This is a genomic window from Roseovarius sp. D22-M7, assembly GCF_037083785.1.
Classification (GTDB): domain Bacteria; phylum Pseudomonadota; class Alphaproteobacteria; order Rhodobacterales; family Rhodobacteraceae; genus Roseovarius.
Window position 1 is genome coordinate 1 of the sequence record NZ_JBAPKY010000057.1, and the last position, 19,802, is coordinate 19,802.

Consider the following 19,802-nt stretch of genomic DNA (forward strand, 5'->3'; position numbering starts at 1 on the left):
TAGCCCTTCACATAGCTTGGCTGCATCAGCCGGACGTCATGGCCGAGCTTGATCAACTCCCGAGCCCAGTAATGCGCGCCGGCGCAGGCTTCCATACCGATCAGGCACGCCGGCTGGCGCTGAAAGAACTCAAGCATCTGGCTGCGCCTGAGTTGACGCCGCAACGAGGGACGCCCCTCGGCGTCAACCCCGTGCAGCTGGAAAACAGACTTCGCCAGATCGATCCCGATTGTGGTAATATCGTTCATGGATGGCTCCCTTCGTTGGCCGTATTCACAGCACCCAACATGGCACATTGCGATGCCGGAAGCGGGAGCCATCCACTCCATCANGATGGCTCCCTTCGTTGGCCGTATTCACAGCACCCAACATGGCACATTGCGATGCCGGAAGCGGGAGCCATCCACTCCATCAATGGCGCACAAGGTCTCATTCTCCTCGCCGCGCAAGCAAGCCAGCACGACCCGATCTTCCCTTCGGCAGAGTACTGTTTGCGGGTCTTGCGCGTGATCCCCTTGACCAGCTTGCCCGCCGCGTCCTTCGATGGTCCGGATGTCGCCTGCGCGGTCCTCCGGTTCTTGTTCACCTTCGCTCCCTGATGGCTGCGATGACCCGGAAACCCTCCGTCACGAAAACACCAGATCCGTCCCACAAGCCCTGACGTCAGACAATTTCACCGCCATGGCCGCGCCGCTTGGCGCATCCGCGGCGACGGTGACTGTTGACGACGGCACCCTTTACGACCTGACCTGCGATACGCTTTTCACCGGTATCGTTACATCGTCAGCCGATGATGCAGGCAGCTATACCGTGCGGTTCTTCACCCCCGGGGCCACCGTCAACGCGGTAGCCGACGCGGCGGCAACTGCTGCGACCATCAGCTCCAGCTTCACCAACCTGACCACGAGCTGGATCGACGGGCTGAAGCTCAACACGCTGGTTTCCGCAACAGGGGTGGACACGTTGTCCACAACCTTCAACACGGACTTCCCGAGGCAGCGGCTCTTCTTTGCCTGGACGGATTCCGTGAAGGAGGCCGAGTTCCGCTTCGACGTGGAAACGACTGTGGCGGCGGTGCCACTGCCCGCCTCGATCCTGCTGTTTGGCAACGCCCTCGCGGGTCTCGGCATTTTCGGGCGTCGGCGCAAGTGGGCAGCTCTCGGCACTTTCGGGCCCCGCAGCAAATGGGCAGGTGGCGTGACCGCCTGAAAGCGGGTTTGGCCGGCAAACCTTGCGACAGAGGCCGGCGCGCACGCGCGGGCGTTTACCTTTCGAGCCGAAAGTCGGGGCATGCGGTTCAATGACCCCCCTATCTTCAGGGGGCTCCGATTCCCCAAGGCCCTCGCAACTCTGAAAGATGAACGCCTGACATGTACGGGGATCTGCTGAGATCTGCACCACTGCCCCGCACGCTTTGCGTCGTCAGACACAAGGCCCGTGAACTGCACTCACCGCAAGTGCAACTACGCGCAAGCGGTTTGGTCCTCGTCCGCATGGCTGTCAATCGGGCCAGCGTCCGGGCGACGACGGGCGCGGGTCGGGGTTCTCTTGTCGTGCGGTGAACGCTAGCACGCATCCGTGCGGCCGCGCCGGTCGGGGCGCAGGGCGGCGTAGAGGACGTGGGTGCGCCAGCGACCGTTGATCTGCAGGTAGCTTTGCGCGACGCCCTCGTATTTGAAGCCGCATTTTTCCAGCACCCCGCGCGAGGCGTGGTTTTCGGGCAGGCAGGCGGCCTCGATCCGGCTGAGATCGAGGCGGTCATAGGCGTGATGCACCACGCCGGCGATGGCCTCCTGCATGTAGCCCCGGCGCGCATGGGGCTTCCCGATCCAGTAGCCCAGCGTGCCCGACTGCGCCGGCCCGCGCCGGATGTGATCGAGCGTGATCGCCCCCAGCAGCACTTGATCCTCACGCCGGATCAGGAAGAGCGGCACCGCAGAGCCGCCCGCGATGGCGCGCTGCGCCCAGTGCACGCGGTTGGAAAACCCCTTGCGCGACAGGTGGTCGCCGGCCCAGGCGGGCTCCCACGGGGTCAGGAAATCGACGCTGCCGGCGCGCAGGTCGCTCCAGTCGCGGAAATCGCCCATCACCGGCTGACGCAGGGTGAGACGCTCCGTCTCGATCCTGAGATGCCGGCGCGGACGCAGGAACATCAGGCGGCGCGCCTGTCGTCGAGGCTTTGCAGGCTGGGCGAGCGGGCCACTGGGCCGTAAAGCGCCAGCGCCGAGGGTGCCGAGGTCACGGTGTGGCGCGCCAGCCGGCGCACATCGTCGAGCGTGACGGCGTCGATACGCTCGACCGTCTCGGCGAGGTCCGGCACGCGACCCCAGATCTGCAGCATCCGCGCCAGGCGTTCGGCCCGTGCCGAGGGGCTTTCGAGCCCCATCAGCATCCCGGCCTTCATCTGCGCGCGGGCGCGCTCGACCTCCGCGTCGCTCATGTCCTCGGCGGCGCGTTTCATCTCGTCCACGGTGATGCCCGCAAGATCGCCCATCTGGTCCTCGGAGGTGCCGGCATAGATCGTCATCATGCCGGTATCGGCATAGGCGCCGGCCTGCGCGAAGATGGTATAGCACAGCCCGCGGCGCTCGCGGATCTCCTGAAAGAGGCGCGAGGACATCGACCCGCCCAGCGCGAGGGCGTAGATCTGCGCGGTGTAGATATCGGGGCTGCCATATTCCGGGCTCTCGAAGGCGAGCGCGAAATGCGCCTGCTCCAGATCCTTGACATGGCGCGTCTCGCCGCCGCGAAACCGGGCGGTGTCCGGGGCGATCGCGTCCGAGGGGATCATGTCGCCGAACATCTCCTCGGCCATGCGCACGAGTTCGTCGTGATCGACGGCACCGGCGGCCGAGAGCACCATCTGGCCGGGGCGGTAATACTGATCGACGAAGCCTTCGAGATCGGGCCGGTTGAAGCCCTGCACGCGCGCCTCGGCGCCGAGGATGGTGCGGCCCAGCGGGTGATCGGGATAGGCCTCTTCCTGAAGCCAGTCGAAGATGATGTCGTCGGGCGTGTCGGCGGCCTGGCCGATCTCCTGCAGGATGACGCCGCGCTCGGTCTCGATCTCGCGCGCGTCGAAGACCGGGTTGCGCAGGATGTCGGCCACCACGTCGAGCGCCAGCGGCACGTCGTTCTTCAGCACGCGGGCGTAGTAGGCGGTGGTTTCGCGGCTGGTATAGGCGTTGATATAGCCGCCCACATCCTCGATCGCCTCGGCGATCTGCAGGGCAGAGCGGCGCTGCGTGCCCTTGAAGGCCATGTGTTCGAGGAAATGCGCGATGCCGTTCTGCTCGGCGCGTTCGTGCCGCGCGCCGGCGAGCACCCAGACGCCGATCGCCGCGGATTCCAGCCCCGGCATGTGTTCGGTGGCGATGCGAAAGCCGTTCGGCAGGGTGGTCAGTTGGAAACTCAATGCGGGATCCGTTCCTTTATGAGGGTTTCGATGGCGCCGAGATCGTTGGCGACGCGCGTGACGCGTTCGGGCCGGTCATACAGGTCCGCCATGCGCTCGGGCAAGGGGGGGTGAATGCCGCTCGCGGTCTCGACCGCGTCGGGGAATTTCGCCGGATGCGCGGTGGCCAGCGTGATCATCGGCACGGCCGGGTCGCGCTGCGCGTTTGCCACCTGCACGCCGACGGCCGTGTGCGGGCACAAAAGCTCGCCGGTGGCGTCCCATGTCGCGCGGATGGTGGCGCTTGTGTCCTCCTCGTCGCAGCGGCCACTGTGAAACCCCTCGCGCAGGCTTTGCAGCGCGCCCTGGCTGATCGTGGTGCCGCTGGCCTTCAGCTCATCCATGACTTGCGCAACGGCGCGCCCGTCGTGGTCGTAGGCGTAGTAGAGTGCGCGCTCGAAATTCGAGCTGACTTGGATGTCCATCGACGGGCTGATCGTGGGGACCACGCCCTCGGGGCGGTACTCGCCCGTGGCGAGGCAGCGATGCAGGATGTCGTTGCGGTTGGTCGCAACCACCAGCCGGTCGATGGGCAGCCCCATGGCGCGCGCGATCCAGCCCGCGAAGACGTCGCCGAAATTGCCGGTGGGCACGGTGAACGACACCTTACGGTCAGGCGCGCCGAGGCTGACGGCGGAGGTGAAGTAATAAACCACCTGCGCCAGCACCCGCGCCCAGTTGATCGAGTTCACGCCGGCCAGCCGCACGCCGTCGCGGAAGTCGAAATCGTTGAACATGTCCTTCACACGCGCCTGGGCGTCGTCGAAATGCCCGTCGATGGCGAGCGCATGCACATTCGCCTCGGTCGGCGTGGTCATCTGGCGGCGCTGCACCTCGGACACGCGGCCATGCGGGTAGAGGATGAACACGTCCACCGCATCGAGACCGCGAAACGCCTCGATCGCCGCCGAGCCGGTATCGCCCGAGGTCGCGCCGACGATGCTGACCCTTTTCCCCGAACGTTTCAGCGAGGCCTCGAACATCTGCCCGATGAGCTGCATGGCGAAATCCTTGAACGCCAGCGTCGGGCCGTGGAACAGTTCCAGCAGGAAATGCCCGGACTCGAGCTGAACGAGCGGCGCGCGCGCGGCGTGGCCGAAGCCGGCATAGGCGCGGTCGATGATCTCGCGAAACTCGGCGTCGGTGAAGGCGTCGCCGATGAAGGGGCGCATCACGCGGAACGCGGCCTCTTCATATCTGACCCCTGCAAGCGCGCGGATATCGGCGGCGTCCATCTGCGGGATGCGCTCTGGCAGGTAGAGCCCGCCATCGCGCGCGAGCCCAGTCAGCATAGCCTCTTCGAAGCTCAAGCTGGGCGCCTGCCCGCGTGTCGAGATGTAATTCATGCCTCTGCCTCTTTGCGTGCGCGGATCTGCCGGCGGATGAGAATTGCGGTCATCACCGCCCATATCACGGCCAGCGAGAACCATGTCACCGCGTATTCGAGGTGATCGTTCGGGATGCCGACCGTGTCCACCGGCAGCGGGCTGACGCCCGGCTCGGGGGGCGAGATCTCCCGCGCGATGACCAAGACGGGCTCGGTGCCCAGCACCTCGGCCATGCGCGCGACATCGCGGGCGAACCACATGTTGCCGTCGATTTCGTTCTCCGGCGTCGATTCCAGCCTGTCATCGGGCCAGTGCAGGTTGCCAGTAACGGTTACGGGCGTCTGCGGCGGGGCGGGGACGTCATCCTCGACCGGGATGAACCCGCGATCCAGAAGCACGCGCCGCGCGCCGGTATCGAGCGCCGAGATCAGGCGGTAGCCCGCGCCCACCCGCTTCTGGCTGACCAGCACGCGCAGCGCGCGCGGCTCGATCCGGCCCGACACGGTGACCGGCAGGTAGCGGTCCGCGGGGCGCTCGACCTCTTCGGGCAAGGGCACCGGCTCGGCGCTGATCCGCGCCTCGATGTCGGCCAGAATGCCCTCTTTCCACGCGAGCCGGTCAAGTTGCCATTTGCCCAATGACAAGAGCACCGCCACGCCGACGAGGCCGAAGACCAGAGGCACCAGCAGGTTATTCCGCATGTCTCATCTTTCGAACGCAAAATGCGCGGGGAGCCGCTTCCCCGCACATTTTTCCTGGCTCAGATATCCGCGCTCAGGGCGCTGGTGCTTTTCGGGGAAATGGTCATCCACCCCAGACATAGATCGCCGCGAAGAGAAACAGCCACACGACGTCGACGAAGTGCCAGTACCACGCGGCGGCCTCGAAGCCGACATGCTGCTGCGGCGTGAAATGGCCGCGCTGCACGCGGATCAGGCAGACCAGCAAGAAGATCGTGCCGATCACCACATGCGCGCCGTGAAACCCAGTCGCCATGAAGAAGTTCGCGCCGTAGATATTTCCGGAAAAGCCGAAGGCGGCGTGGCTGTATTCATACGCCTGGAAGACCGTGAAGATAGCCCCAAGCGCGATGGCCAGCATCAGCCCGTATTTCACGTCCTTGCGGTTGTTTTCGTGGACAAGCGCGTGATGCGCCCAGGTCGCGGCGCAGCCCGAGCAGAGCAGGATCAGCGTGTTGATCAGCGGCAGGTGCCACGGATCGAAGGTCTCGATTCCGGCGGGCGGCCAGACAGCGTCGGCCATCGGGCTGTCGGGGCCCATCGGGTACATGGCGTGCTTGAAAAAGCTCCAGAACCAAGCGGCGAAGAACATCACCTCGGACATGATGAACATGATGAAGCCGTAGCGCAGGCCGATCCGGACGACCGGCGTGTGATCGCCGGTTTCGCCTTCGGTCACCACGTCGGCCCACCAGCCGAACATCACGTAACACACGCCGATCAGACCGGCGAGGAACATCCATGGACCGCTGCCATGCATCCACAGCACCGCGCCGAAGAGCATGATGAACCCGGCTACCGCACCGATGAACGGCCAGATCGAGGGCGGGATGATGTGGTAGTCGTGGTCTTTCGCATGTGCCATGGCGGTCTTTCCCTCGTCGAATGCTTTAGTTGACGGGTTTACCCGATTCCGCGCCCGGTTCAAGCGCGGCCTGCGCCATGTCCTCGGGCAGATCGATCTCGTGGAATGTGTAGGACAGCGTGATGGTGTGGATGTACTGGCCCTCGCGGTCATCCACGATCTCGGGATCGACGTAGAAGGTCACCGGCATCTGCACCCGCTCGCCGGGCTGCAACACCTGCTGCTGGAAGCAGAAACAGTCGATCTTGGTAAAGAACCCGCCGGCCTCGTAGGGCGTCACGTTGTAATTGGCACGCCCCGCGACGGGCCGGTCGGTGGGATTGTGCGCCTCGTAGAAGGCCAGCCCGGTCTCGCCGATGCGCAGATCCATCTCGCGCTCGACGGGCTCGAATGTCCACGGCATGTCGCGCGCCTTGCTGGCATCGAAGCGTACGGTGATGGTCTGGTCCAGCACCTCGTCGCTGGCAACGTCCGATTGCCCGGTCACACCGCCGAAGCCGGTGACTCGGCAGAACCAGTCGTAGAACGGCACCGACGCCCAGGCCAGCCCGCCCATCAGCACCACGACGCCCACCAGCCGGGTCACTGTGCGGGTGTTCGTATCCATCGCCATCACTGTGCCTCCTCTTCATCCACCAGCATCCGGAAATCGTCGGTGGTGACCTTGACCACGGTCAGCCCGAAGACCAGCGCGACCAGCCCCGCCAGCACGATCCCCAGCCCCAGATTGCGCCCGAAGCGGCGCTTGTGCAGCTCATGTGTCACGCGAAAGCTCATGCCCAGCCCCCCAATCCGAACCTGCCAAGTGTCGCCTCGGTGAGGATCGCCGAGAAATGCGCGAAGAGGTACCACAGCGACAGTTTGAACGCATGTTTCTCGACCTTGTAATTGTCGGCCTCCGCCATCACCTCGTCCCGCCGCCAGATCGCCACAGCGTCGCGCAGGAAGAGCGCGTTGAAGACCACCGCCACGACCAGATAAACGGGCCCGCCGATCCCGGTGAACGCCGCGCCCACGGCCATCGCTGCCAGCACCAGCGTGTAGACCAGGATATGCCGGCGGGTGGCGGGGCGGCCATGCGTGACGGTCAGCATCGGAACACCCGCGCCGTCGTAATCCCCGCGCATGAAAAGCGCGAGCGCCCAGAAATGCGGCGGCGTCCACAGGAAAATCAGTCCGAACATAAGCACCGATTCCAGACTGATGCTGCCGGTCGCGGCGGCCCAGCCGATCATCGGGGGAAACGCGCCAGCCGCCCCGCCGATCACGATGTTCTGCGGCGTCCAGCGCTTCAGCCCGATGGTGTAGATCACCACGTAGAAGAAGATCGTGAAGGCGAGGATCGCCGCGGCCAACGCGTTGGTCGCCAGCCACAGCATGATCACCGACATGCCCGCCAGCGCCATGCCGAAGGCGAACGCCTCGTCGCGGGTGACGCGGCCGGCGGGGATGGGGCGCTTCGAGGTGCGTTTCATAAGCGCGTCGATGTCGGATTCCCACCACATGTTGAGCGCGCCCGCCGCACCACCGCCCACGGCGATGAACAGGATCGCGGCCAGCCCCACCACCGGATGCACCGCCACCGGCGCGGCCAGCAGGCCCACGAAGGCCGTGAACACCACGAGGGTCATCACCCGCGGCTTCAGCAGCGCGAAGAAATCGCGGAACCCCGCATCGTCGCCGCTCGGGACAGCCGCGGTGGGCTCGGGTTGAAGGCTGGCATCGCTCATCGGGATCTCCTGTCAGGCATCTCGGCAAGGGCTTGTCGGATCCACGCCCGATCCGTAAGGGGTCAGGCGCGGGTCCGCGTCACTTCGCCGAGGCCACGTCGACGGCGCGCGGGGTGCCGGCATATTCGTCGATCGCCCCGTCGAGCCATTGCTCGTACTCTTCCTGGCTGACCACCTTGACGGTGATCGGCATGTAAGCATGCGCCTGGCCGCACAGCTCCGAGCACTGACCGAAATAGACGCCCTCCTTCTCGGGCGTGAACCAAAGTTGCGCCAGGCGGCCCGGCACCGCGTCCTGCTTCACGCCGAAGGCCGGGATCGTCCAGCTATGGATCACGTCTGCGCCGGTGACGGTCATCACGATCGTCTTGTCGACCGGGACCACCACCGAGGTGTCGGTGGCCAGCAGGAACTCGTCACGGCTGTAGCCGGCATCGACAAGCTTCTGCTCGACCTCGGGCGTCAGGCGGTTGTCGCCCCCCGTCGCCGGCGCGCCGATCATGAAGCTCTGGAAGCCGAACTCGTGGTCGGTATACTCGTAGCCCCAGTACCACTGGTAACCGGTCACCTTGATGTTGACGTCGCCTTCGGGGATCTCCTGCTGCTTGAACAGGATCGGCAGCGAGAACGCGCCGATGAAGACGAGGATCACGATCGGGCCGATGGTCCACGCGATCTCGACCGGCGAGTTGTGGGTGAAGCTGGCCGGGTTTTGGTTGACGCGCCGGTTGTACTTCACCAGCACGATCCCCAGAAGCACGACCACCAGCAACACGATGGCGAAGATGATGATATTGATCGTGCTATCGAGCCATTGCAGGTCGCGCGCCAGTTCGGTCGCCGCGGTCTGGAAGCCGGTCCCGCCATTCTCAGGCTTGCCGACGATTTCAAGGTTGTCCTGCGCCATCGCGGGCAGGGCGGTGAGGGCGCTGAGGCCCGACAGTAGGCTGAAGAGTGGTCGCATGATACATCCTGGTTGTTTGATGCGGTCCGTCCGTCTTGAAAGCCGGGTCGCGCTGTGGTCAGACTTCCATTGTTTTGTCTCGGTCTCAAACCATATTCCAATCGAAACGGCAAGAAAGACCGTTGCGGCCAAAAGCCGCCACCTCCCCGATCCCGGCCCGATCCTTGGCCCGTCAAGGCGACGGCATCTTGCATCATGATATAGGATGAAGCCCCATGAGCGACACCCCTTTTCGTCCCTTCGACAGCCTCCTCGACCGCAGCGCGGCGCTGGCGCACCTGCAAGAGGCCACACGCGGCGCCGATGATGGCGAGTTGTTCCTCGAACGCCGCCGCGCCGAGTCGCTGACCTTCGATGACGGCCGCATCAAGACCGCCTCCTACGACGCCTCCGAAGGGTTCGGGCTGCGCGCGGTGCAGGGCGAGGTGACGGGCTACGCGCATTCCTCGGATATCAGCGAGGCCGCCCTTGGCCGCGCGGTCGAGACGGCACGCCTTGCGGTGGGATCGGGCGGCGGCACGCTTGCCGCGGCCCCGGCGCACACCAACAAGCACCTCTACACAGATGCCGACCCGATCGCCGGGGCGTCTTTCCCGGTCAAGCTCGAAACCCTGCGCGAGATCGACGCCTTCGCCCGCGAACTCGATCCACGCGTGGTGCAGGTGACCGCCTCTATCGGCGCCTCCTGCCAGGAGGTGGTGATCCTGCGCCCCGATGGCAGCGAGGTGGGCGATATCCGCCCGATGACGCGGCTCAACGTGTCGGTGATCGTCGAGCATGACGGCCGCCGCGAACAGGGCAGCGCCGGCGGCGGCGGGCGCGTGGGTCTCGACGGGCTGCTGATGCGCGACGACTGGCAAGGCAAGACGCGCGAGGCGCTGCGCATCGCGCTGGTCAATCTGCGGGCCGAACCCGCGCCGGCCGGCGTGATGGACGTGGTGCTCGGCCCCGGCTGGCCCGGCATCCTGCTGCACGAGGCGATCGGTCACGGGCTCGAGGGCGATTTCAACCGCAAGGGATCCTCCGCCTTTGCCGGGCTGATGGGTCAGCGCATCGCGTCACCGGGCGTCACGGTGCTCGATGACGGGACGATCCCCGACCGGCGCGGAAGCATCACCATCGACGACGAGGGCACGCCCTCGGGCAAGAACGTGCTGATCGAGGATGGCATCCTCACCGGCTACATGCAGGACCGCCAGAACGCCCGGCTGATGGGAGTCGACGCCACCGGCAACGGCCGCCGGGAAAGCTACGCGCACGCGCCGATGCCGCGCATGACCAACACCTACATGCTGGGCGGCGACGCCGACCCGGACGACCTGGTGTCCGAGATGAAGGACGGCATCTACGCCGTGGGCTTCGGCGGCGGGCAGGTCGACATCACCAACGGCAAGTTCGTGTTCTCCTGCACCGAGGCCTACCGCGTCAAGGACGGCCGCGTCGGCGCACCGGTAAAGGGGGCGACGCTGATCGGCGACGGCGCCACCGCGCTGCAGCAGATCCGGGGTTTGGGAAACGACATGGCGCTCGATCCCGGCATGGGCAATTGCGGCAAGGACGGCCAGTGGGTGCCGGTGGGCGTTGGCCAGCCGACGGTGCTGATCGGCGGGCTGACGGTGGGCGGGTCGGCGACGTCCTGATCGACCGCGCCCGCTTGCGCGAGACGGGTTTCATCTTTCCAAAAAATACTCGCCCCCCGGCATGGTGCGGCGCACCGGCCGGAAGGAGGGCGGGCCGGAAGGAGGGCGGGCCGGTAAAATTCGCCGCGACCGCGAAATCCCTGTTGAGGTTTACCTTCCGTTAACCAGTGGCGCGCTATGAAGGTGGTGCAATTGGCGAGGTCACGGATGCCCGGGGATACACATCCTTCCACTCACCCACCACTCCCACCCACCACGGAAGATGACCGGGTTGCGTGGCTTCGCCTCTTGCGCTCTCGCCGGGTCGGTCCGACGACCTTTCATCGCCTGCTGGCCGAACATGGCAGCGCTGCCGCCGCCATCGACGCCCTGCCCGAGGTCGCCCGCGCGGCGGGCGTGATGGAATACACCCCCTGCCCCATCGGCGTGGCCGAGGCCGAATTGCGCGCCGCCCGCGCCGCAGGGGCCACGATGCTCACCTCCCAGGACGCCGCCTACCCCACGGCGCTGCGCGATCTGCCGGACGCGCCGCCGGTTCTGTGGGTGATGGGCGATGCAAGCGTGCTCGACCGCCCGATGATCGCACTGGTGGGCGCCCGCAACGCCTCGTCCCTGGGCACACGCATGGCGCGGTCGCTGGCCGCCGAACTGTCCGAGGCGGGCTATGTGATCGTCTCGGGGCTGGCGCGCGGTGTCGATACCGCGGCGCATCTGGCCAGCCTGCAGGGCGGCACCGTCGCGGTGATGGCCGGCGGCGTCGACGTGATCTACCCCGCCGAGAACGCGCGTCTGGCCGCCGACATCCTTGGCACGGGCGTTCGGCTGTCAGAGCATCCGGTCGGCCTCGTGCCGCAGGCGCGCCATTTTCCCGGGCGCAACCGCCTGATCAGCGGGATGGCGCAGGCGGTCGTGGTGATCGAGGCGGCGGCGAAATCGGGGTCGCTGATTACCGCGCGCAACGCGCTCGACCAGGGGCGCGAGGTGATGGCGGTGCCCGGCCATCCCATCGATGCGCGCGCGGCCGGATGCAACATGCTGCTGCGCGACGGCGCAACCCTCGTGCGGAACGCCGCCGACGTGATCGAGGCGCTGCCCCGCGCCGATGCCGCCGCGGCGCAGCCCGACCTGCCGCTCGATCCGCCGCCTCGGATTCCCGAGCCCGCGGCGCAAAAGCGCAGCCTGCGCGACACGGCCAAGCTGCACAGCGAGATCCTGCAGCGTCTCGGCCCCTCGCCGCTGGCCGAGGATCAGCTGATCCGCGATCTCGACGCGCCGGCGGGCGCGGTCGCGCCGGTGCTCGTCGATCTCGAGCTTGACGGCCGGATCACCCGCGCCCCCGGCGGGCTGCTGTCGATTTCCGGCTGACCGCACCCCGCGACGCCGCGCCGCAGCGATCACATTGACAATCCCCCTGCCGACAGCACATTGTCTGTCCCCAATGCGCACATCAAGCCGGAAGGATTGCTCATGCCAGTCGTTGTTGTCGAATCGCCGGCCAAAGCCAAGACGATCAACAAGTATCTCGGTGACAACTACACGGTTCTGGCAAGCTACGGGCACGTGCGCGACCTGCCCCCCAAGGACGGGTCGGTCGATCCCGAGAACGGCTTCGAGATGACATGGGAGGTCGGCGCTGACAGCCGCAAGCATGTCAAGGCTATCGCCGACGCGCTGAAGGACGACCCCGAGCTGGTGCTCGCCACCGACCCCGACCGCGAGGGCGAGGCGATCAGTTGGCACCTTGAAGAGACGCTGCGCAAGCGCAAGGCGATAAAGCAGGACACGCCCGTCAGCCGCGTGGTCTTCAACGCGATCACCAAGTCCGCCGTGACCGAGGCGATGAAGAACCCCCGCCAGGTCGACGCGCCGCTGGTCGAGGCGTATCTCGCCCGCCGCGCGCTCGACTATCTCGTGGGCTTCAATCTCAGCCCGGTGCTCTGGCGCAAGCTGCCTGGCGCGAAATCGGCGGGCCGCGTGCAATCGGTCTGCCTGCGCCTGATCGTCGAGCGCGAGATGGAGATCGAAGCGTTCAACGCCCGCGAATACTGGTCCGTCAAGGCGCTGCTGGCCACGCCGCGCGGGCAGGAATTCGAGGCGCGTCTGGTGACGCTGGCGGGCCGGAAACTCGACAAGTACGACCTCGAGAACAGCACCCAGGCCGAGATGGCGGTGCAGGCGGTCTCGTCGCGCGCCTTGTCAGTGACCTCGGTCGAGGCGAAACCGGCGACACGCAACCCCTCGGCGCCGTTCATGACTTCGACCCTGCAACAGGAGGCCAGCCGCAAGTTCGGCATGGGCGCCAAGCAATGCATGTCTGCCGCGCAACGTCTCTACGAGGCAGGCCTCATCACCTACATGCGGACCGACGGGATCGACATGGCGTCCGAGGCGGTGATGGCCGCGCGCGACGCGATCACCGAGCGCTACGGCTCCGATTACATCCCCAAATCTCCGCGCATGTACAAGAACAAGGCCAAGAACGCCCAGGAAGCGCATGAATGCATCCGCCCCACCGAGATGACCCGCGACGCGCAATCCATCAAGGCCACCGATGCCGATCAGCGCAAGCTTTACGACCTGATCTGGAAGCGTACGCTGGCCTGCCAGATGGCCGCCGCGCAGCTCGAACGCACGACGGTCGAGATCGGCAGCAAGGACGGCCAGGTCGGCCTGCGCGCCACCGGTCAGGTGATGCTGTTCGACGGGTTTCTCAAGGTCTACGAGGAGGGCCGCGACGACGTGGCGGGCGACGACGACGACAAACGCCTCCCGCAGATCAGCGAGGGCGACACGGCCAGTTTCGCCAAATCCTCGCTGCGGCCCGATTTCGCGAAGGCCCAGGACGGCAAGGACGACACCGCCGCAGTACTGGCCGACAATGAATCGGTGCTCGGCCTGCAGCATTTCACCCAGCCGCCGCCGCGCTATACCGAGGCGACGCTGGTCAAGAAGATGGAGGAGTTGGGCATCGGCCGGCCCTCGACCTATGCCAGCGTGCTGGGGACGATCCAGGACCGCGAATATGTCCGCAAGGAACAGAACCGCCTGATCCCCGAGGACAAGGGCCGGATCGTCACGATCTTCCTGCTGAATTTCTTCCGCAAATACGTGGGCTACGAGTTCACCGCGAATCTCGAGGAGGATCTCGACCGCGTCAGCGCCGGAGAAAAGGATTACAAGGAGGTGCTGGACCGCTTCTGGCGCGATTTCTCGGCGGCGATCGCCGAGACCTCGGAATTGCGGATCTCGGAGGTGCTGGATGTACTGGACGAGGCGCTGGCCGATCAGCTTTACCCGCCGCGCGAGGACGGGGCCGACCCGCGCGCCTGCCCGCTCTGCGGCACCGGGCGGCTGCACCTGAAGACCTCGAAATCGGGCGGCTTCGTGGGCTGCGGCAACTACCCCGAATGCCGCTATACCCGTCCAATCGGAGGCGATGCCGCCGAGAACGAGGACCGCATCCTCGGCCAAGACGCGGACGGCAACGAGATCTCGCTGCGCTCGGGGCGCTTCGGGCCCTACGTGCAGCGCGGCGAAGCCACCGAGGATAACAAGAAGCCCGACCGCGCCAGCCTGCCCAAGGGCTGGAAGCCCGAGGAGATGGATCTTGAGAAAGCACTGACGCTGCTGAGCCTGCCGCGCGAGGTGGGCGAGCATCCCGAGGGCGGCACGATCAAGGCCAATTTCGGGCGGTACGGACCTTATGTCATGCACCAGGGCCCGGAGGACAAGAAACCCGTCTATGCCAATCTCAAGGATCCCACCGACGTGTTCGAGATCGGCATGAACCGCGCAGTGGAACTGTTGGCCGAGAAACGCGCCAATCCCGGCGGCCGCGGACGCGGCGCCGCCAAGCCGCTGCGCGAACTGGGCGAGCATCCGCAGGAGGGCGAACCGATCCACGTCATGGACGGCCGCTTCGGGCCGTACGTGAAATGCGGCAAGGTCAACGCCACCCTGCCCAAGGATGTCAAGCCCGAGGACGTGACCCCCGAACAGGCGGTCGCGCTGATCGCCGAGAAGTCGGCGAAGAAGGGCCCGCCGCGAAAGACCGCGAAAAAGCCCGGCCCCAAGAAAACTGCCGCCGCCAAGAAACCGGCGGCAGAGAAACCCGGCGCCCGCAAGAAGACAGGCTGAGGCCGCGCGCAATTTCGCGGCAGCAATCGGGACGCGCGTTGACACGCCGCCCCGATCCGCCCAATACCTCGGGCGAAGAACGCGGAAAAAGGAGTTGCGCGATGAAAAAGGTCTATGGCTCGGCCGCCGACGCGCTGGACGGGTTGCTGTTCGACGGGATGACGATCGCCGCCGGGGGATTCGGCCTGTGCGGCATCCCCGAACTGCTGCTGCAGGCGATCAAGGAGGCCGGCACGCAGGATCTGACATTTGCCTCGAACAATGCCGGCGTCGACGATTTCGGCATCGGCATCCTGCTCCAGACCCGGCAGGTGAAGAAGATGATGTCGTCCTATGTCGGCGAGAACGACACCTTCATGCAGCAGTATCTCTCGGGCGAGTTGGAGCTGGAATTCAACCCGCAGGGCACGCTGGCCGAGCGCATGCGCGCCGGCGGCGCGGGCATTCCGGGGTTCTACACCAAGACCGGCTACGGCACACAGATCGCCGAGGGCAAGGAGGTGAAGGAGTTCCCCACCGGTCCCGATGGCGAGCCCGAGCATTACATCCTCGAGCGCGGGATCTTCGCCGACCTCGCGATCGTCAAGGCGTGGAAGGCCGACACCACCGGCAACTGCATCTTCCGCAAGACGGCGCGCAACTTCAATCCGCCGGCGGCGATGTGCGGCAAGACCTGCGTGATGGAGGTCGAGGAGATCGTCGAGCCCGGCGAGCTGGAGCCCGATCACATCCACCTGCCCGGCATCTACGTGCACCGACTGATCCAGGGCGACCACGAGAAGCGCATCGAGAAACGCACATTGAGGGAGGGCTGAGACCATGGCTTGGGACCGCAATCAGATGGCCGCGCGCGCCGCGAAAGAGCTCGAGGACGGCACCTATGTCAATCTCGGGATCGGCATCCCGACGCTGGTGCCCAACTACATCCCCGAGGGCGTCGAGGTGACGCTGCAATCGGAGAACGGGATGCTGGGCATGGGCCCCTTCCCCACCGAGAACGAGGTCGACCCCGACCTGATCAATGCCGGCAAGCAGACGATCACCGAATTGCCGCATACCAGCTATTTCGACAGCGCCACCTCGTTCGGGATGATCCGCGGCGGCAAGATCGCCATGGCGATCCTCGGCGCGATGGAGGTGGCCGAGAACGGCGACCTGGCGAACTGGATGATCCCCGGCAAGCTGATCAAGGGCATGGGCGGCGCGATGGATTTGGTTGCCGGCGTGCGGCGCGTGGTGGTGGTGATGGACCACACCAACAAGCACGGCGACAGCAAGCTGCTTAAGGAATGCACCCTGCCGCTGACAGGCACCGGCGTGGTCAACCGCATCATCACCAATCTCGGCGTGCTCGACGTGGTCGAGGGCGGGCTGCGAATCGTCGAGACCGCCGACGGCGTCACCGAAGACGACCTGCGTGCCGCAACCGACGCGCGAATCGTCAACTGAGGGCAAATCGGCCCGGTCTGCACCCGTAGGCCGGGCGCCCCCATGGCCGGGGTCACGGTCGAAGCGTGCCCGACGAATGATCGTCTTGCGGTTGCGAGTTGCACTGCCGACCGGATGCGCATGGATCCGCCTACGACACGACTCCGACCGTCATTATTTGCGGGAAGAAGGCGTGAGATAATGAATGTCTTCATTTATTGTTATTACAATGGGAATACTGTGAAAACATGGAGCGGATCATGCGGCGCAAAGTAACGAAGGCAATCTTTCCGGTGGCTGGGCTGGGAACACGCTTCCTGCCAGCGACCAAATCGGTGCCCAAGGAGATCATGACCCTGGTCGATCGCCCGCTGGTGCAATATGCGATCGACGAGGCGCGCGCGGCGGGGATCAAGGAATTCATCTTCGTCACCTCCCGCGGCAAGAGCGCGCTGGAGGATTATTTCGACAACGCCCCGCAGCTCGAACAGGAACTGCGCCGCAAGGGCAAGAATGACCTGCTGGAGATTCTCAAGTCCACCAACATGGATTCGGGCGAGATCGCCTACATGCGTCAGGCCAAGCCGTTGGGCCTCGGGCACGCGGTGTGGTGTGCGCGCCGGTTCATCGCCAAGGAGCCTTTCGCGGTGATCCTGCCCGACGACGTGATCGCCGCCGACAAGCCCTGCCTGCAGCAGATGGTCGAGGCCTTCGAAGAGACCGGACACAACATGGTCGCGGCGATGGATGTCCCCGACACAAAAACCAGTTCCTACGGCATTCTCGACGTCAAGGAGGACATGGGCCGCGTCGTATCCACCAAGGGCATGGTCGAAAAGCCCGGGCCCGGCAGCGCACCGTCGAACCTGGCGGTGATCGGGCGCTACATCCTGACGCCCACCGTGCTCAAGAAGCTCGACAAGAAGCAGTCAGGCGCGGGCGGCGAGATCCAGTTGACCGACGCCATCGACGGGGCGCGCGCGGACGGCGAAGAGGTATACGGCTTCCGCTTCGAGGGGCAGCGATTCGATTGCGGCTCGAAGGCCGGGTTCCTGCAGGCGACGGTCGCCTTCGCGCTGGCCCGCGACGATCTGCGCGACGAGCTGTGGACCTACATCTCCGACATGCTCAACGCGTCGAAAGCCGCGCAGTAATCGCGGGCGGGGCATGGCGCATGTTCTTGTCACCGGAGGGGCGGGCTATATCGGAAGCCATGCCTGCAAGGCGCTCAGTCTTGCGGGCTACACGCCCGTCACCTATGACAATCTTAGCACCGGCTGGCGCGACGCTGTGCAATTTGGCCCGTTCGAGAAGGGCTGCCTGACCGACCGCGCCCGGCTCGACGCGGTGTTTGCGGCCTATGCGCCCTGTGCGGTGATGCATTTCGCAGCCCTCAGCCAAGTCGGGGAAAGCATGCGCGATCCCGGGCTATACTGGCACAACAACGTTGCCGGCTCGCTGTGTCTCATGCAGGCGGCGGTGGCAGCGGGCTGTCTCGATATCGTGTTTTCCTCGACCTGTGCCACCTATGGCGATCAGGACAATGTCGTGCTGGACGAGACCTGCGCACAGGCGCCCATCAACGCTTATGGCGCGTCCAAGCGCGCGATCGAGGACATGCTGCGCGACTTCCAGGCGGCGCACGGCCTGCGCCACGTGATCTTTCGGTATTTCAATGTCGCCGGCGCAGATCCCGAGGCGCAGGTCGGCGAGTATCACCAGCCCGAGACGCATCTCATCCCGCTGATGCTGGATGCCATCTGCGGAAAGCGCGAGGCACTGACGATCCACGGCACCGATTATGACACGCCCGACGGCACCTGCATCCGCGACTACGTGCATGTCGCCGATCTGGTCGACGCGCATGTCCGGGGGCTGACATGGCTGCGGGACGGGCGAGGCAGCCGGGTGTTCAACCTCGGCACCGGCACCGGCTTTTCGGTGCGCGAGGTGGTCCAGCAGTCGGCGGCGGTGACAAATCGCGGCGTGCCCGTCATCGAGGGACCGCGGCGTGCGGGCGATTGTACGCGCCTCGTCTCGGGTTCGACCCGTGCCGAAACGGAGCTCGGCTGGCATCCCGCCCGCTCGACGCTGGCGCAGATGATCGGCGATGCGTGGCGGTGGCACCAGAGCGGGCATTATCAAGAATAGTAACGACATGGCGCGCATGGGCACGATCTCCGCGTGGGCGCACGACGCGTATCAGGCCTACCGCCTGCGGTGGAAGCGCCGCCACCTGCTGTGGCGCAGCCTGCGCAAGCGGCACCAACTGGCATGCGCGGTCGACCGTACCCGCGCCATCGCGCACGACGACATCCTGTGTTTCACCACCGTCCGCAACGAGGCGCTGCGCCTGCCGTGGTTCCTCGGCCATCACCGCCGCCTCGGGGTGCGGCATTTCCTGGTGGTCGACAATGCGAGCGATGACGGCACGCCCGACTACCTTGCCGACCAGCCCGACGTCTCGCTCTGGACGACGGCGCATAGCTACCGGCTGTCGCGCTTCGGGGTCGACTGGCTGACATGGCTGCAGATGCGGCACGGGCACCGGCACTGGTGCCTGACGCTCGATGCCGACGAGTGCCTAGTCTACCCGTATCATGACACCCGCCCCCTGCCCGCGCTATGTGATTGGCTGGACCGGCAAGGCCGTGCGTCCTTCGGCGCACTGATGCTCGACATGTATCCCCGGGGGCCGCTGTCGGGGGGAGACTGCGTAGCGGGCGAGGATCCGTTCGCGCGGCTTTGCTGGTTCGATGCCGGCAATTACGGGATGCAGCGCAAGCCCGACCTGCAAAACCTCTGGATCCAGGGCGGGCCGCGCGCACGGATGTTCTTCGCCGCCGATCCGCGCCGCGCACCGACCATGGGCAAGGTGCCGCTGGTCCGCTGGCACTGGCGCCACGCTTACGTGAACTCGAGCCACGCTGTGCTGCCCCGGCGGCTCAACCGGGTCTACGCGGCGGATGGCGGCGAACTGACCTCGGGCGTGCTGCTGCACACGAAGTTCCTCGACATCGTGGTCACACGGTCGGCCGAAGAAAAGCAGCGGCAGGAGCACTTCGCGAACAGCACGCTCTACGACGAGTACTACGATGCGCTTAGCGCCGATCCCGACCTGTGGTGCGACGCCTCCACGCGGTTGACCGGCTGGCGGCAGCTGGAACGCCTCGGGTTGATGTCGCGCGGCGGCTGGATCTAGTCACCCGGAACCAAATTAGCCAAAGTTGAAATGGCGCAAAGTTTTGAGAAAATGGCATGCGGGGTCGGGCCTCGGTTGCGGTTGCACTCAGCGATGAGGAGCGCGGTTTTCTGAAAGCGCAGTTGCGCGGGCACAAGGCGGCGCAATCGCAGTCTGAAACGGCCCCTGTCGGTGACCCTCGCGGGCTTCCCTTCGGTTCACTGCTGTGAGGCCCTTTCGTCGAAGCATGGAGGGTTCGATGGCGGTTGCGGTTGCACGAACGGACTTGTCGGCGCGCGCGCTTCGGGTTGCGGCGGCGACGGCGAAGGATGCCA

General features: G+C 65.7%; 18 protein-coding genes and 1 pseudogene. 9 read left to right on the plus strand and 10 right to left on the minus strand.

The window, feature by feature from the left end:
- Positions 1 to 248, minus strand: a pseudogene (locus tag V8324_RS18045) (IS110 family transposase); the annotation flags it as partial.
- Positions 249 to 681: 433 nt separating this feature from the next.
- Between V8324_RS18045 and V8324_RS18050 the strand changes: the two are divergent.
- Positions 682 to 1,209, plus strand: a complete 528-nt coding sequence (locus V8324_RS18050) for a VPLPA-CTERM sorting domain-containing protein (RefSeq protein WP_336421306.1) — start codon at positions 682 to 684, stop codon at positions 1,207 to 1,209.
- A 356-nt stretch (positions 1,210 to 1,565) separates the two neighbouring features.
- On the opposite strand, the gene V8324_RS18055 is transcribed toward V8324_RS18050, so the two are convergent.
- The 9 genes from V8324_RS18055 to coxB form a co-directional block, all read right to left on the minus strand.
- Positions 1,566 to 2,153, minus strand: a complete 588-nt coding sequence (locus V8324_RS18055; RefSeq protein WP_336421307.1) for a GNAT family N-acetyltransferase — start codon at positions 2,151 to 2,153, stop codon at positions 1,566 to 1,568.
- Complete coding sequence (locus tag V8324_RS18060) at positions 2,153 to 3,415, minus strand: M16 family metallopeptidase (RefSeq protein ID WP_336421308.1); 1,263 nt, start codon at positions 3,413 to 3,415, stop codon at positions 2,153 to 2,155. Before V8324_RS18060 ends, V8324_RS18055 begins: the two co-directional genes overlap by 1 nt.
- Positions 3,412 to 4,800 (minus strand): threonine synthase, encoded by a 1,389-nt coding sequence (thrC, locus tag V8324_RS18065; protein WP_336421309.1) that lies wholly within the window; start codon positions 4,798 to 4,800, stop codon positions 3,412 to 3,414. Before thrC ends, V8324_RS18060 begins: the two co-directional genes overlap by 4 nt.
- Positions 4,797 to 5,483 carry an SURF1 family protein gene (locus tag V8324_RS18070; RefSeq protein WP_336421310.1) on the minus strand — a complete coding sequence of 229 codons (687 nt, stop codon included), beginning with the start codon at positions 5,481 to 5,483 and terminating at the stop codon, positions 4,797 to 4,799. Before V8324_RS18070 ends, thrC begins: the two co-directional genes overlap by 4 nt.
- A gap of 103 nt (positions 5,484 to 5,586) precedes the next feature.
- Complete coding sequence (locus V8324_RS18075; protein WP_336421311.1) at positions 5,587 to 6,387, minus strand: cytochrome c oxidase subunit 3; 801 nt, start codon at positions 6,385 to 6,387, stop codon at positions 5,587 to 5,589.
- Between the two features lie 25 nt (positions 6,388 to 6,412).
- Entirely contained in the window at positions 6,413 to 7,000 is a 588-nt protein-coding gene (locus V8324_RS18080; protein WP_336421312.1) for a cytochrome c oxidase assembly protein, read from the minus strand.
- The gene (locus V8324_RS18085; RefSeq protein ID WP_336421323.1) at positions 7,000 to 7,152 is read right to left on the minus strand and encodes a hypothetical protein; all 153 of its coding nucleotides are present in this window, start codon (positions 7,150 to 7,152) and stop codon (positions 7,000 to 7,002) included. Before V8324_RS18085 ends, V8324_RS18080 begins: the two co-directional genes overlap by 1 nt.
- An 8-nt stretch (positions 7,153 to 7,160) precedes the next feature.
- The gene (gene cyoE / locus V8324_RS18090) at positions 7,161 to 8,117 is read right to left on the minus strand and encodes a heme o synthase (RefSeq protein ID WP_336421313.1); all 957 of its coding nucleotides are present in this window, start codon (positions 8,115 to 8,117) and stop codon (positions 7,161 to 7,163) included.
- A 79-nt stretch (positions 8,118 to 8,196) separates the two neighbouring features.
- Positions 8,197 to 9,081 (minus strand): cytochrome c oxidase subunit II, encoded by an 885-nt coding sequence (coxB, locus tag V8324_RS18095; RefSeq protein ID WP_336421314.1) that lies wholly within the window; start codon positions 9,079 to 9,081, stop codon positions 8,197 to 8,199.
- Between the two features lie 215 nt (positions 9,082 to 9,296).
- On the opposite strand from coxB, the gene tldD reads away from it, so the two are divergent.
- From tldD to V8324_RS18135, 8 genes are all read left to right on the plus strand, one after another.
- Complete coding sequence (gene tldD / locus V8324_RS18100) at positions 9,297 to 10,721, plus strand: metalloprotease TldD (RefSeq protein ID WP_336421315.1); 1,425 nt, start codon at positions 9,297 to 9,299, stop codon at positions 10,719 to 10,721.
- A gap of 207 nt (positions 10,722 to 10,928) precedes the next feature.
- Entirely contained in the window at positions 10,929 to 12,086 is a 1,158-nt protein-coding gene (dprA, locus tag V8324_RS18105) for a DNA-processing protein DprA (protein WP_336421316.1), read from the plus strand.
- Positions 12,087 to 12,188: 102 nt separating this feature from the next.
- Positions 12,189 to 14,858 carry a type I DNA topoisomerase gene (gene topA, locus V8324_RS18110; RefSeq protein WP_336421317.1) on the plus strand — a complete coding sequence of 890 codons (2,670 nt, stop codon included), beginning with the start codon at positions 12,189 to 12,191 and terminating at the stop codon, positions 14,856 to 14,858.
- Between the two features lie 101 nt (positions 14,859 to 14,959).
- Positions 14,960 to 15,673 (plus strand): CoA transferase subunit A, encoded by a 714-nt coding sequence (locus V8324_RS18115; protein WP_336421318.1) that lies wholly within the window; start codon positions 14,960 to 14,962, stop codon positions 15,671 to 15,673.
- 4 nt (positions 15,674 to 15,677) lie between these two features.
- Positions 15,678 to 16,307: a 3-oxoacid CoA-transferase subunit B gene (locus V8324_RS18120; protein WP_336421319.1), complete on the plus strand. Its 630-nt coding sequence runs from the start codon at positions 15,678 to 15,680 to the stop codon at positions 16,305 to 16,307.
- Between the two features lie 239 nt (positions 16,308 to 16,546).
- Positions 16,547 to 17,440 carry a UTP--glucose-1-phosphate uridylyltransferase gene (locus V8324_RS18125; RefSeq protein ID WP_336421320.1) on the plus strand — a complete coding sequence of 298 codons (894 nt, stop codon included), beginning with the start codon at positions 16,547 to 16,549 and terminating at the stop codon, positions 17,438 to 17,440.
- Between the two features lie 13 nt (positions 17,441 to 17,453).
- Positions 17,454 to 18,437, plus strand: a complete 984-nt coding sequence (gene galE / locus V8324_RS18130; protein WP_336421321.1) for a UDP-glucose 4-epimerase GalE — start codon at positions 17,454 to 17,456, stop codon at positions 18,435 to 18,437.
- Positions 18,438 to 18,453: 16 nt separating this feature from the next.
- On the plus strand, positions 18,454 to 19,488 hold the full coding sequence (locus V8324_RS18135; RefSeq protein ID WP_336421322.1) for a glycosyltransferase family 2 protein: 1,035 nt from the start codon (positions 18,454 to 18,456) through the stop codon (positions 19,486 to 19,488).
- The last annotated feature ends 314 nt before the right edge of the window (positions 19,489 to 19,802 follow it).

Coding starts and splice junctions, on each gene's coding strand:
- V8324_RS18115 (WP_336421318.1), top strand. CDS start 14,960: ATGAAAAAGGTCTATGGCTCGGCCGCCGACGCGCTGGACGGGTTGCTG.
- galE (WP_336421321.1), top strand. CDS start 17,454: ATGGCGCATGTTCTTGTCACCGGAGGGGCGGGCTATATCGGAAGCCAT.
- V8324_RS18125 (WP_336421320.1), top strand. CDS start 16,547: ATGCGGCGCAAAGTAACGAAGGCAATCTTTCCGGTGGCTGGGCTGGGA.
- V8324_RS18070 (WP_336421310.1), bottom strand. CDS start 5,483: ATGCGGAATAACCTGCTGGTGCCTCTGGTCTTCGGCCTCGTCGGCGTG.
- V8324_RS18075 (WP_336421311.1), bottom strand. CDS start 6,387: ATGGCACATGCGAAAGACCACGACTACCACATCATCCCGCCCTCGATC.
- V8324_RS18120 (WP_336421319.1), top strand. CDS start 15,678: ATGGCTTGGGACCGCAATCAGATGGCCGCGCGCGCCGCGAAAGAGCTC.
- dprA (WP_336421316.1), top strand. CDS start 10,929: ATGCCCGGGGATACACATCCTTCCACTCACCCACCACTCCCACCCACC.
- thrC (WP_336421309.1), bottom strand. CDS start 4,800: ATGAATTACATCTCGACACGCGGGCAGGCGCCCAGCTTGAGCTTCGAA.
- V8324_RS18050 (WP_336421306.1), top strand. CDS start 682: ATGGCCGCGCCGCTTGGCGCATCCGCGGCGACGGTGACTGTTGACGAC.
- tldD (WP_336421315.1), top strand. CDS start 9,297: ATGAGCGACACCCCTTTTCGTCCCTTCGACAGCCTCCTCGACCGCAGC.
- cyoE (WP_336421313.1), bottom strand. CDS start 8,117: ATGAGCGATGCCAGCCTTCAACCCGAGCCCACCGCGGCTGTCCCGAGC.
- V8324_RS18135 (WP_336421322.1), top strand. CDS start 18,454: ATGGGCACGATCTCCGCGTGGGCGCACGACGCGTATCAGGCCTACCGC.
- topA (WP_336421317.1), top strand. CDS start 12,189: ATGCCAGTCGTTGTTGTCGAATCGCCGGCCAAAGCCAAGACGATCAAC.
- V8324_RS18080 (WP_336421312.1), bottom strand. CDS start 7,000: ATGGCGATGGATACGAACACCCGCACAGTGACCCGGCTGGTGGGCGTC.
- V8324_RS18055 (WP_336421307.1), bottom strand. CDS start 2,153: ATGTTCCTGCGTCCGCGCCGGCATCTCAGGATCGAGACGGAGCGTCTC.
- coxB (WP_336421314.1), bottom strand. CDS start 9,081: ATGCGACCACTCTTCAGCCTACTGTCGGGCCTCAGCGCCCTCACCGCC.